This window comes from Promicromonospora sukumoe (assembly GCF_014137995.1).
Taxonomy (GTDB): Bacteria; Actinomycetota; Actinomycetes; order Actinomycetales; family Cellulomonadaceae; genus Promicromonospora; species Promicromonospora sukumoe.
In genome coordinates this window covers 3118886-3131792 of record NZ_JACGWV010000001.1, presented here as the reverse complement: position 1 = coordinate 3131792, position 12907 = coordinate 3118886, and the positions used below count along the sequence as shown (strand labels likewise).

Below are 12907 nucleotides of genomic sequence, written 5' to 3'. Positions count from 1 at the left end.
TCATTGCTTTATCCTGGCGGCTCGGGCGCCCGGAGATGTGCGGCGCTGGGGGATGCGCGGAGACGCCTGGGGTGGTCCACATGCAGCGCTGGGAGCCCGGACCGTGAGGGTCGAGGGGAGATGGGCCCACGGCGGGCTGATCGTGGTGGCTCTCGGCGTGGCGTCGAACCTCGCGCTGACCTTCGTGCCGGACGTCCTGCCAGAGCCCGCGGCGGAGGTGATCGTCTACTGCATGACCGCCGTCGTCATCGTCGTCGCCCCGCTCTGGGTGTACCGCGAGCTGATCGAGTCCTCGCGCCGGCTCGAGGAGGGCAGGCGGCGGATGCGCGGCATCGAGGCGGTCGGTGGGGACTACAGCCGCGAGTCGGACGTGCACGACGTCTGGAGCGCCGCGAGCGAGCACGTGGTGTGCTTCGGCGTGGGGCTGACGGCGGTCACGAAGGACGTCGACCACATCGTCGAGGCCGCCCGGCGGGGCGTGCGGGTGGACTTCGTGATGGTCGATCCCTACTGGCTTCGTTCCCAGCGGCGGGTGCGTGCGCTCATGGACGTCTTCTACGACGAGCTCGCCTTCGCGGACCGTGTGGAGCGGGCGTACCTGACGATCAGGTCGCTGGAGGAGCGGCTCGGCCGCGAGGGTGCCGAGGGGTCGGTGCGCCTGCACACCTATCGGGCGTGGGTGCAGCACAGCGCGACGATCGCGGACCCGTGGTCGGACGAGCCGAAGGGCTACATGGAGTTCCACGTGTTCCGACGGCGGCCGGCCTGGATCCGTCTGGTCGCGTCAGGGTTCGACGGTCCGCGCGGCAACCGGCCCTACGTGACGCACATCCTGCAGGAGCTGGACCGCCTCCTGGGGTACCAGCTCGCGCGGGCGCGGCCGATGTGAACGTAGTGCGATGTCTCGGCGTCGCCCGGTGCTCCTGACCTGCGGGTGTGGCACGATCCAGTGATGTCTCTGGAACGAGTCGCCCTGATCAGCGACGTCCATGGAAACTTGACCGCTCTCGATGCGGTTCTTGACGACCTCCGGAGGCGTGGCGTCGACCAGATCGTCAATCTCGGCGACTTCGTGGGCAAGGGTCCGCGGGGCCGCCAGGTCGTGGATCGTTGTGCGGAGGTCTGCGACATCAACGTCCGCGGCAACTGGGACGACTTCCTGCCCACGCTCGGGGACGACGCGTCCCCCGGCATGGTCTGGTGGCGCGACGAGCTGCGCCCCGACCAGCACGAGTGGCTGCGTACCCTGCCGCTGAGCCACGACCTGCTGATGAGCGGGCGGCGCATCAGGCTGTTCCACGCCTCGGCGACGAGCCCGCACGTGCGCGTGCGGGCGAGCCACACCGCCGAGGAGTTCGACGGGATGTTCGCCAACACCCCCATGACGGGGGACGGTCCGGTCCCGTCGATGGTCGGCTACGGCGACATCCATGAGACGTTCGTCGAGGTGAACAGGGGCCGGACACTGTTCAACGTGGGTAGCGTCGGCAACCCGCTGGACGAGCCGGAGCCGAGCTATGTCCTGCTCGAAGGCGCGCTCGGTGAGCAGGAACCCGGGCGCTTCAGCATGCAGATCGTCCGGGTCCCGTACGACGTCGAGTCCGAGATCGCTGCCGCTGCCCGGCTCGGCATGCTGGAGCTCGAGCCGTATGCGATCGAGCTCCGGACCGCTGTGTACCGAGGCCTGCAACCGTCCCAGGCGTGACGCCGCGCAACGGCCGGGTCAGCCGATCCGGGTGACCACCATGTCCGACCAGAACTTCTGCGGGCGTCCCGGGTCCCGCGACACGTGCTCCTCGACGGACCAGACCCCACCCGGCCGGCTGACCGAGGCCTCCGTGACCACGTTCTGGAACGACTCCCTCGTGTAGTGGTTCCGCCAGCGCAGGTCGCTGAGCGGCTGCCCAGGGCCGGGGCCCTCCTCGTGCTTGGACCGGAGCGCCTGGGAGTGGTTCGCCTCCACGGTGGTCGAGATGATGGCGGAGCCACCGGGTGCGACGTGCGAGAGGAGCGCGTCGGTGATCGTGCGGTCCAGCGGCTCGGGGAAGAGATGGACGAACGCGGTGGCGAGCACGAGGTCGAACGGTTCCGCCTCGGGCACCCACGAGCAGAAGTCCTGCAGGACGAAGGTCGGCGGGTTGTCGAGCCCGGTCTCCCGGCAGGCCGTGCGTGCCGCGCCGAGCATCCGCCTGCTGAAGTCGAGGCCGGTGACCTCGTACCCCTGCTTGGCGAGGTAGACGGAGTTGGTTCCGACCGCGCACCCGACGTCGAGCGCCCGCGCGCCCGGGCGGCTGCTGAGCGTGGTCAGGATCGGCAGGAGCCACCTGTCGGCGCCGGCCAGGCGCTCCGCGGCGCGATCGCTGTAGTGCCTGGCACTGATCTCGTAGGTGGTCTCGTTCACGGCTTGGACATGGGACTCGTGCTCAGAGAGCTGAATCACTTCGACAGGCATGGGTGCTCCTGACCGTTCTTCCTACTAATGACCCACCGCGAGAGCCAGATTCCAGACTTGTTCATTAAAAACTGCCTGTTTGATGCGATCTGTTCCGAGCGGGGTGGGGTGGATACTGCCACGCGCGATACGAGAAGTGCTAGCCCGGTAAACGGAATGCAAGGGAGGTGATATCGCGCGTCCGGTTCGGGACGCCCTGCCGGGTTGGCCGAATCATGTCCTGACCTGCATGGTTGTTGGTTGGCGCGGACCGTCTCGGCGGTCTGGTGATACTGACGCCTACACAGTGGGCACCGGATCCTCACCTGTCGAGGCGCAAATGGTGGGGATTGTTTCGCGGCGAGATCGGCGGGTGAAAATTCGTTACCTGCATTGCCGGAAAACTGGTGCGACCGAGCTTGCTCGGCCCGCCGGCGCCATCGCGGGAGTCGCCTGACCGATATGTCCCTAATCGGGATGTGGTTCCGATTTACGCCTGCGTTCAAGCCGGCGGAGAAAAGAATCCTCAACAAATATCGAAACTCGCACCGATTCGACTGGACTCCGGGCCCCGGGACGCGCAAGACTGGCTGTGTGAACGAGATCACAATGGAAGCCGAAGCCAACAACCCGCACCAGGACCTCACCACGCTCGAAGCCGCGCGGATGCTGGGTGTCTCGAAGCTGCACGTCATCGACCTCCTCGAGGCCGGTGAGATCGAATATCACATGGTCGGAGCAGACCTGATGTTCGACGCCGCGGAGATCGAGTCGTACAAGTTCGACCGTGAGCACCGCGACACGGAGTCCCTCGTATCCGCATGACCCCCGCGCGGCGGAACACGCCCTGGCGTCTCCGCTGACGTAGTGCACGCGCCGCGCCAACTTGCGACGCACCGCACCCCGACGCCTGAGCGCACGTTCATCACCTGCGAACGTGCGCTCTTGTCATGTCCGGGCCGGCACACTCAGGCCGGCGTCACGCCCAGCCCAGCGGCTCCAGGTCGCGCGGGCCGTCCGCCATGAGGGCCGCCACCGTCGTGGCCGGCACGGGCCGCCCGCCCCACGCGTCGACGCCGACGTTGATCTGCCGCCCCCGCTGCCGCCAGGTGTCGTGCACGTGCCCGTGCACGATCCAGCCGCCCCTGTCGGGCAGCCGGTACTCGACGTAGCGGTCCGCCCCGTGCGAGTCGCCCTCGTAGGGGAAGTGGGACAGGTCGAAGGCGCTGCCGTCCACGGTCACCGGCTCGGGCCGGTCGTGGATCTCGGCGAAGCCGGCGCCCAGGTAGCGCTCGTGCTCCCGGGCCCGACGCCGCTCGCGCGCTTCCGGCTCGCCCTTGCGCAGGGCGCGGTCGCCCTCCCAGCAGCGGTCGTGGTTGCCCGGCACGAGGATCTTGTGCCCGTGCAGGCGCCCGATGTTGGCGAGGGACTCGCCGAGGGTCCCGAGGGCGACGTCGCCCAGCACCCACACGGTGTCGTCCTCGGTGACGGTCTCGTTCCAGAGCTGCACGAGCCGCGCGTCCATGGCGCCGACGCCGGGAAAGGGACGGTCGCAGAACCGGATGATGTTCAGGTGTCCGAAATGCAGGTCGGACGTGTAGTACGTAGTCATGTCGCACCGTATTCAACCGGTCCCGCGCCGTCAGGGGAACTGAATTCCGCGGCGGGGGACCGGTCGAACACGGCCGTCAGAAGCGGCTCGACCAGGTGCAGAGCACGGTGTCGGCTGTGAAGGACTCGTTGTCGACCCCGACGTCCTCCCAGCCGACCACCGTCGACTGGCGGCGGGTGGCCGTCAGGTAGTCGCCGGCCGGGAGGGTGACCGTGGTGCTGGGGACGGTCAGCGAGTAGCCGCTGCACACCGGCTCCTCACCCTTGGCGAGATAGCTGCAGTCGTCGCACTCGTCGATCTCGACGACGCCGGTCGCCGGCCCGGTGTAGACCATCTGGAAGGGGTCGGGGCTGTAGTTGTAGACGGTCAGCGTGAGCGTGCCCTCGGGCTCGTCCCGGACCGGGAGCCGGACGCCGGCCTTCGGGTCCACCAGCGCGATCCCCGCAGCGATCCGCACGCGCTCCGCGTAGTCGGCCTCCTTCGCCCGCGGGTACGACTCCACCAGGCCGTCCAGGGCCTGCACGGCCCCCAGGTACTTCCGGCGCTCGAACTGCTCGACCCCACACTTCAGCAGCCCGGCGGGCACCCGCTCGCGAGCCTCGTCGGCCAGCGCGCTGACCGCGCCGGAGTCGAACTTCGCGAGGAAGCCCGTCGACGCGGTCGCCGCGTCGGTGTCGGCGCAGCCCTTCGCGCCGCCCAGGTCCTTCAGCACGCCGTCGCGCCACTCCTCGAGGTCCCCGGGCACCGCCGAGGCCGGGTCGCTGGCCGGGTGGTCCGCCAGCAGCTCGGTGAGGTAGGTCCGGGACATGTCGAGGTTGCCGGTCTCGGCGGAGCGCATGCCGCAGTCGTGCAGGGCACCCGGGATCTCGCCCTCGGCGACCCCCTGCAGCGGTCCCGGGGTGCCGGGCTCGGCGAAGTGCCGGACGACGACGAGCCCGGTGCACGGGTCGTCGGTCTTGGCCTGCGTGTACAGGTCGTCGACGAGGCCGGGCACCCGGTCGGCGGCGCGCGTCGCCGGGTGGTCCTCGGCGACCCCCACGTACGTCGCGTACGCGTCGTCGTACGTCTTCTTGAACGGGCCGAACGCGGTACCCACCGACTCTAGGCTCGCGCCGGCCTGGTCCAGGTCGTACGCGAGGTGCTGCTCCAGCACCTCGTGCTGCGTCACCGCGTACCCGGCGCCCAGGAGCGGCACGACGGCGAGCGTCGCCCACGCGACGCGGCCGGCGGCGCGGGGCGACCAGACGGTCCGGCGGCCCGACGGCCCGTCCGGACGGCGGGCGCGGCGTCGGGCGAGGAACGCGGCGTCCAGGGCGAACAGGGCGAGCGCGCCCAGGTACCCGACGGCCCACCACACGGCGATCGGCTCGCGCCCGATCGGCAGGGCGACCCAGACGAGGCCCGCGGTCGCCGCCAGCGCCACGGGCAGGCGGACCCACGCCCGCAGGTGCAGGTAGCCCAGCCCGAGGCCGCTCAGGTTCAGCAGCGCGGCCGTGAGCGGACGGGCGGCGGGGTGGACGGCGGCGGGCGTCTCGTCCCGCACCGGGTCGGTCGGCGCGGCCGGGGGCGTCTCGGAGGGTGCGGTGGGCGTGGCGTCGGGCGTCGGCCCAGACGCCGGGTCGGCCACGGTGCCCGTCCCGGCGTCGGACGCCGCGTCTGACGGATCGTCCGACGTCCGGTCGGTCGTCCCGTCGGATCCGGCCGAGCTCGTCGTCTGGGCCGACCCGACGGCCTCCGACCCCGTGGCCGCAGTTCTCGTGGTCTCCGCTCCCGTGGCTGCCGCCCGTGCCGTCGCGGCCCACGCCGCCGCCCGGGCGGCCGCGTCGGACATCAGCTCGGAGACGGTCTCGCCGGTCGTGTCGGGGCGCTCGGACGCCGCGCCGGACGGCTCCTCTGCCGGGGCCGCGTCCGGTGCGGTCTCAGTGCTCATGAGCCGCGATGTTAGGGCCCTGACCAGGGCGAAAAGCCCGAAAAGTGCTGCTCGACCGGGTGATTTATTCGTCGAGTCCGAACTGTGACGAACGGGCCGGCCCGATGCGTCATGATCGGCGGGTGGACCTCGCCGTCGATCTCACCAGCCGCACCGGGCGCACCGACGCGATCTACCGTGCCCTGCACACCGCGCTCACCACGGGCCGCGTGCCGGCGGGGGAGCGGCTGCCCTCGACCCGCGACCTCGCGCAGGACCTCGGCGTCTCGCGCGCCAGCGTCGCCACGGCGTACGAACGGCTCGTCGCGGAGGGCTTCCTGGAGACGCGCACCGGCGCCGGCACGTTCGCCACGACGTCGGCGAGCGACCGGGTGCCCGCCCGGCGGGGGAGCCCGGGTGTGCTGCGCCCGCGCGCCGGGTGGCGCTGGACCCCGCGGCCCGCCAGCGGCGACGCCCCCGCGCCCGCCCACGACTTCCGGGTGGGCATCCCGGACGCGAGCCTGTTCCCCTTCGACACCTGGCGCCGGCTGCTTGCCGCCGAGTCGCGCGCGGGCGGGCCCGCCGCCGGCTCCTACGGCGGCCCGGCGGGCCTGCCCCGGTTCCGCGCGGCGGTGGCCCGGTACGCGGCCGGCTCACGCGGCGTGCGCGCCGGGGCCGACGACGTCATCGCGACCACGGGCGCGCAGCAGGCCCTCGACCTGGTGGCGCGGGTGCTGCTCGAACCCGGGGACGTCGTCGCCGTCGAGGACCCGGGGTATCCCGAGGCCCGGGAGCTCTTCGCCCTGCACGGGGCACGCGTGGTGCCGGTGCCCGTCGACGCCGAGGGCCTGGTCGTGTCCCAGATCCCGAGGAACGCCCGGCTGGTCTATACGACGCCGTCGCACCAGTTCCCGCTCGGGATGCCGCTCTCGCTCGCCCGTCGCCGGGCCCTTCTGGCGCACGCCGCTCGGTACGACGCCGCGGTGGTCGAGGACGACTACGACAGCGAGTTCCGGCGCGCCCGCCGCCCGCTGGAGTCGCTGCAGGCGCTGGACCGGGACGGCCGCGTGGTCTACGTCGGCACCTTCTCGAAGTCGCTGCTGCCCGGCCTGCGCGTCGGGTACCTGGTGGCGCCGCCGTCGCTGCGGGACGCGCTGCTCGCCGCCCGGCAGCTCACCGACGGGCACGGGGCCGTGCACGTGCAGGGCGCCCTGGCCCGCTTCATCGACGACGGCCTGCTCGCCCGGCACGTGCGCAAGGCCTCCGCGGTCTACGCGGAGCGGACCGAGATCCTCCTGGACGCCCTGTCCGGCCTGCCGGTCGAGCCCGTCCCGTCGGCGGCCGGCCTGCACGTGGCGGCCTACCTGGCCGACGACGTCCCGGTGGGCTCGCCGGCCGTCGTCGCCCGCGCCCGACGGCGGTCGGTCGCCCTGGAGTCGCTGACCGCCTTCGCGGCCGGCCCCCGGGACGAGCGGGTGGGGCGCCGGGACGACCCACCGCCCCACCGGGACGGGCTCGTGCTCGGCATCGGTGCCGCGGTCACGAGCTCGATCCGGCCAGGCATCCAGGTTCTGGGTCGCCTGCTGGAGCCGTGACGGGAGTCGTGACAGGAGCCGTGACGGGTGCGGCCGCGGGCGCCAGGACGGGTGCCGGGACCGACGCCGCGACGCTCGCCCGGCGCCGCCGCCAGACCGTCCAGGCGAGCCCGGCCAGCGCGGCGACGACGGGGCCCGCCATGTGCGCGCCCGTCATCACGAGCAGGCCCAGGGCCGCCACGAGGGAGACGGCGGCGCACCACCAGGACGCGCCCCAGCGGGGCAGCAGCCGCAGCGCCGCCGCGGCCCCCACCACGTAGAGCAGCGAGAACGTGGCGGTCGCCATGAGCAGGATCGCGTCGGTGGACAGGCGCAGCACCGCGAGCGTCGCCGTCGTGCCGAGGGCCACGGCCGTGATGAGCAGCAGCGACCGGCGCGGCGTGCGTCCGGGCGTGGCCGCGAGCCAGCCCGGGAGGGCGCCGTCACGGGCGAGGGCCGCGCCCATCCGGCTGCCGCCCGCGAAGTAGACGTTGATGGCGCCCACGGTCAGCAGCACGGCCACCACCGTGGTGACCGGCCGGGCGCCCTCGCCGAACCCGAGCACGAGCAGGTCGGACAGCGGCGCTGGTCCCGGGTTCGGCCCGAGCACCGCGACCGTGGCGAACGCCGTCCCGAGGTACAGCACGCCCACCGCGGTCACCGCGATGGCCGTGGCCCGCGGGATGTCCCGGGCGGGCCGGCGGTACTCCGCGGACAGCGAGCCCAGGATCTCCCACCCCGCGAAGGCCCAGACCAGCAGCGCCGCCGCCGAGCCCACCGCGCCCCAGCCGTGCGGGGCGAACGGCGTGAGGTTGCCGGGCTGCGCGTGCGGCAGCGCCACCACCACGGCCACGGCCAGCAGCAGCGCCACCGACCCCGCGATGACGAGCTGTGCGGTGCCGGAGACGCGCAGGTCGAACCAGTTCATGGCGGCGCACACCGCGATGATCGCGACGGTCGTGACCAGGGCGGTCCCGGCGCCGCCGCCGGTCGCGTCGGCCACGTAGGCGCCCGCGAAGCCGGCCGCGGCGGGCGCGCCCACCGGGATGGTCGCGTAGAACGCCCAGCCGACCATGGTGGCGGCCCGCTCGCCGAACGCGAGCCGGGCGTAGGTGGCCACGCCGCCGCCGTCGGGGTGCCGGGCGCCGAGGGCGGCGAACGTCGTGGCGAGCGGGACCGAGAGGAGCACGAGGGCTCCCCAGGCCACGAGCGAGGCGGGCCCGGCCACGCCCGCGGCCAGCGCCGGGAGCGAGATGACGCCGGTGCCGAGCATGGCGCCGAGGGTGAGTGCCGCGCCCTGGGGGACGCTGAGTCCGTTCTGCATGAGCCCGACACTAGGGGCGCGGTGGACCGGCGAACGGGCCGATTCCGGGTCAGTCGTTCAGGCCGATCGGCTCCCTGGCCAGGGTCGCCGGGGCCGCCGCCAGCGCGCGCAGGCGGAGCAGCCCCGCCGTCGTCGCGATGACGAACGCCCGGTCGCCCGGGTTCAGCGGGCGGCCCTGCGAGGGCTCGAACATGCGGCCGCCCCCGCCGCTCGAGTGCTGCACCGAGTCGAACGCCAGCAGCCGGCTGCGTGCCGCGCCGGGCTCGTCGAAGCCGACGTCGCTGCTGTGCGCGCCGTCGAGCGCGCTGCCGCGCTCGACCCGGATCTCGGCGAGGACCAGCACGCGGTCCCGGTACGGGATCGTGGCCTTGACCTCCTGGCCGATCATCGCGGCGGCGAACGACGGCGCCGCGAGGAACGACGAGCTGAGCCCCACCGAGTCCGGGATCTCGCGCCGGATCCGGCGCGCCAGGTCCCGGTCGAACACCCGCAGCACCGTGCGCAGGCTCGGCGGCGCGTCCTTGGCCCGCGGGATCGAGCGGGCCGCGAAGCTGATCCCGATCGTCGTGGCGCCGCCGCTGGTGACCACGACGATGGCCTGGGCGGCCCCGACGTACGCGGCGCGCAGGGTCGTGGCCCGCCGGGCGTCGCCGATCACCACGGGCACGTCCCGGGCACGCGCGACCGCGATGCCGCGCGCGGACTCGTCGATGTCGACCGCGACGACCGGGACGCCCCGGCGGTCCAGGGACCGCACGATCCGGGTGCCGAGGTCGCCCAGCCCGACGACGACCACGTGGTCCGACAGGGGGCGCAGCGGGGCGCCGGCGTCGAGCAGCTTCTGGGTGCGCACGACGCCGGCGACCACCACACCGGTGACCCAGGGGATGACCGCGACGCTCACGACGGTCAGCGCCACCTGCGTGACCTTGACGACCGGGTGCGCGTCGTGGTCCGGGTCGCTGCCGGCCAGGGACGGCAGCACCGCCTCGTAGAGCGCCCCGAGGAACGAGGCGCCGGTGGCCAGCTTGATGGTCACGGCCCCGACGAGCACCACCACGACCAGCACGGCGGCGGCCAGCAGCAGGTTCCACCCCGACGTGATCGCCAGGGTGCGCAGGTACTCGCCGAACCGGCGCCTGCGGTGCGGGTCCACCTCGTCGTCGTCGGGCTCCAGCTCGGACCGGACCTCCGGCAGCACGTCGCCCTCGCCGGCGTCCGCCAGGAGGACCTTGGGGGTGTGCGTGGCCAGCTCGTGCTCGGTCGGCAGGGCCACCACGTCGTCGCCGCCGTCGGACGCGAACAGGACCATGCGGGCCGGCAGTGCGGGCTCCTCGTCGGAGACCGTGACGAGGCGCCGGTGCCGCACCGGCAGCCGGACCTGGCGGCGCAGCGCCGCGCCCACGATCTCGGGGGCGGCGAACGCGGAGGACGACAGGACCGTGCAGCGGTCGTGCTCCAGGTGCCGGCCGAGCGACTCGTCGAAGATGCGGACCACGACGCGCAGCGCGGGCCACATCTCGCGCAGCAGGAGCGCGAGGGCGACGTTGCCGCCGTCGTCCTGGTCCACGAGCGCGGCCGCCACGGCCCGGTCGGCGCCCGCGTTCTCCAGGGCCTTCTTGTCGACGCGCGCGGCCTCCTGCACGTCCACGTCGCGCAGGCCCAGCTCCAGGATCTCCTGGGCGTACCGGGAGGTGCGGTCGGGCACCAGCACCGTGACCGAGCCGCGGAAGCGGCTGGCCAGGGCCCGGGTGAGGCGGAAGGCGAGGGGGCCGTCGCCGACGACGACGTAGTGCGCGCGCGTGCCCGGACCTGCGGCGGGTGTCATGGTCGCTGAGCGTAGCGGGACCCTCCGACACCGGGCACGAGAGATGCCCGGCGCCGGAGGGTCCCGGAGCTCAGATCAAGAGAGGGGCACGTTGGCCACGCCGTCGGGCAGGAACCGCCGGCCCAGGACCTTCTCGCTGTAGCCGGTGCGGTCCAGGTACGGCGTGATGCCGCCCGTGTGGAAGCCCCAGCCGGCGCCGAGGATCATGGCGAGGTCGATCTGCTGCGGCCCGGGCACCACGCCCTCCTCCAGCATGAGGCCGATCTCGGTGGTCAGGGTGGTGAGCACCGCGTCGAGCACGCCGTCGCCGTCGAGCACGACCTGGCCGTGGTGGCCGGTCTCGCCCGCGACCAGCGCCTGGCCGAACACGGCCTGGATGGCCGGGTCGACAGGCTTGGGCAGGCCCTTGGCTGGCGCGTCGAGCACCACGCGGGTGCTGTCGGCGACGAGCTTCTGCAGGCCGGGGGAGGCCGGGATGCGGTCGCCCAGGTCCTCGCGCAGCGAGGTGAGCACGTGCAGCCCGACGGCGGGGCCGACCAGGTCCAGCAGCTCGAACGTCGGCATCGGGAAGCCGAGCGGGGCCAGCGCGCGGTCCGCGACGTCGACCGGCGTGCCGTTCTCGATGGCGTCCATGACCTTGCCCATGACCAGCAGGAGCAGGCGGTTGACGACGAAGCCCGGGCGGTCGCCCGCCAGCACCGCGGTCTTGCGCAGCTTCTTGGTGACGGCGAATGCCGTGGCCAGGGCCTCCTGCGAGGTCTTCTCGGCGTTGATCACCTCGACCAGCGGCATCTGGGCCACCGGGTTGAAGAAGTGGATGCCGACCACACGCTCGGGGTGGGCCAGGTCGGCCGCCATCTCGGTGACGGACAGCGCCGAGGTGTTGGTCGCCAGGATCGTCTCGGGCGAGATCACGCCCTCCAGCTCCGCGAACACCTTCTTCTTGAGCCCCATGACCTCGGTCACGGCCTCGATCACGAAGTCGCACGAGGCGAACTCGCCGATGTCCGTGGTGCCCGAGACCGAGGCGACGATGCGGGTCGCGGCCTCCGGCGTCAGGCGCCCGCGGCCGGCCAGCTTCTCCGCCGTCTCGCGGACGAAGGCCAGGCCCTTGTCCACGCGCTCCTGGTCGAGGTCACGCATGACGACGGGCACGCCGAGGCGCTGCGCGAACAGGAACGCCATCTGCGCGGCCATCAGGCCGGCGCCCACGACGCCCACCTTCGTGACCGGCCGGGCGACCTTCGGGTCCGGCGCGCCCACGGGCCGCTTGCCGGCGCCCACCAGGTTGAACGCGTAGATGCTGGCGCGCATCTCGTCGGACATGATCAGGTCCGCCAGGGCCTCGTCCTCGGCGGCGAACGCGTCCGTCTTCGAGGCGTTGCGCGCGGCGGCGATCAGCTCCAGCGCGCGGCCCGGGGCGGGGCGCGAGGTGCCGACGACGGCGTCGAGCTGGGCCTTGGCGGCGCCCACGACGGCGTCCCAGACGGGCTGCGGGTCGAGCTCGCGGCGCGGCACCTCGATCTCGCCCGTGACCACCTTGGCGGCCCAGACGATGGACTGCTCCAGGAAGTCGGCGGCGTCGAACTGCGCGTCCACCAGGCCGATCTTGAGGGCCTCGGCGGGCTTGTACGGCTTGTTCGCGGCCGGGCGGGTCAGGATGACCTCGACGGCCTTCTCGACGCCCACCAGGCGCGGCACGAGGTAGGCGCCGCCCCAGCCGGGCACCAGGCCGATGCCGGTCTCGGGCAGGCCGAGCGCGGCGGCGTCGGACGCCACGGTGCGGTAGTCACAGTTCAGGGCGACTTCGAGGCCGCCGCCCAGCGCCAGGCCGTTGACGAACGCGAAGGTTGGCACGCCCGTGGTGGCCTTCAGGTCGCCGAGGATCGTGTACGCGGCGTGGCCCATGCGGCCCAGCTCCACGGCCTCCTCGTGGCCGTTCAGGCTGGTGACGCCCTTGAGGTCGGCGCCCGCGGCGAGGAAGTACGGCTTGCCCGTCACGCCGACGGCGGCGAGCTCGCCGGCCTCGGCGCGGGAGCGCACGGCCTCCAGCGCGGCCCGCAGCTCGGCCATGCCGGCCGGCCCGAGCGTGTTCGGCTTGGTGTGGTCCAGGCCGTTGTCGAGGGTGACCAGGGCCAGCACGCCGGCGCCGCCGGGCAGGGTGACGTCGCGGACCAGCGAGTGGGTGACGCGCTCGGTCGGCGCGCTCGGGGTGGTGGTCTCAGGCAC

Annotated in this window: 10 protein-coding genes; 4 read left to right on the top strand and 6 right to left on the bottom strand. The window is 73.1% G+C overall.

Features of this window, described 5'->3' with window-relative positions; genetic code table 11:
• The first annotated feature begins 103 nt into the window (after positions 1-103).
• Entirely contained in the window at positions 104-889 is a 786-nt protein-coding gene (locus FHX71_RS13895; protein ID WP_182617184.1) for a hypothetical protein, read from the top strand.
• Between the two features lie 63 nt (positions 890-952).
• On the top strand, positions 953-1705 hold the full coding sequence (locus FHX71_RS13890) for a metallophosphoesterase family protein (RefSeq protein ID WP_182617182.1): 753 nt from the start codon (positions 953-955) through the stop codon (positions 1703-1705).
• An 18-nt stretch (positions 1706-1723) separates the two neighbouring features.
• Here FHX71_RS13890 and FHX71_RS13885 read toward each other — a convergent pair whose 3' ends face one another.
• A complete protein-coding gene (locus tag FHX71_RS13885) occupies positions 1724-2401 on the bottom strand; it encodes a class I SAM-dependent methyltransferase (RefSeq protein ID WP_182617180.1) in 678 nt (225 codons plus the stop codon).
• 639 nt (positions 2402-3040) lie between these two features.
• Here FHX71_RS13885 and FHX71_RS28840 point away from each other — a divergent pair.
• Positions 3041-3256, top strand: a complete 216-nt coding sequence (locus tag FHX71_RS28840) for a helix-turn-helix domain-containing protein (protein WP_220489680.1) — start codon at positions 3041-3043, stop codon at positions 3254-3256.
• 154 nt (positions 3257-3410) lie between these two features.
• Here FHX71_RS28840 and FHX71_RS13875 read toward each other — a convergent pair whose 3' ends face one another.
• Positions 3411-4043 carry a metallophosphoesterase gene (locus tag FHX71_RS13875; RefSeq protein ID WP_182617175.1) on the bottom strand — a complete coding sequence of 211 codons (633 nt, stop codon included), beginning with the start codon at positions 4041-4043 and terminating at the stop codon, positions 3411-3413.
• 76 nt (positions 4044-4119) lie between these two features.
• Positions 4120-5973 (bottom strand): hypothetical protein, encoded by a 1854-nt coding sequence (locus FHX71_RS13870; RefSeq protein ID WP_182617172.1) that lies wholly within the window; start codon positions 5971-5973, stop codon positions 4120-4122.
• Between the two features lie 122 nt (positions 5974-6095).
• Between FHX71_RS13870 and pdxR the strand changes: the two genes are divergently transcribed.
• Positions 6096-7547 (top strand): MocR-like pyridoxine biosynthesis transcription factor PdxR, encoded by a 1452-nt coding sequence (pdxR, locus tag FHX71_RS13865; protein WP_182617171.1) that lies wholly within the window; start codon positions 6096-6098, stop codon positions 7545-7547.
• Here the strand turns inward: pdxR and FHX71_RS13860 are convergent.
• The 3 genes from FHX71_RS13860 to FHX71_RS13850 all read right to left on the bottom strand — a co-directional run bounded on the left by FHX71_RS13860 (position 7492) and on the right by FHX71_RS13850 (position 12907).
• Positions 7492-8850, bottom strand: coding sequence for an APC family permease (locus tag FHX71_RS13860; protein WP_182617169.1), 1359 nt, complete (start codon positions 8848-8850; stop codon positions 7492-7494). The genes pdxR and FHX71_RS13860 overlap by 56 nt on opposite strands.
• A gap of 49 nt (positions 8851-8899) precedes the next feature.
• Complete coding sequence (locus tag FHX71_RS13855) at positions 8900-10678, bottom strand: potassium channel family protein (protein WP_182617167.1); 1779 nt, start codon at positions 10676-10678, stop codon at positions 8900-8902.
• Between the two features lie 75 nt (positions 10679-10753).
• Positions 10754-12907 carry a 3-hydroxyacyl-CoA dehydrogenase NAD-binding domain-containing protein gene (locus FHX71_RS13850; RefSeq protein WP_182617165.1) on the bottom strand — a complete coding sequence of 718 codons (2154 nt, stop codon included), beginning with the start codon at positions 12905-12907 and terminating at the stop codon, positions 10754-10756.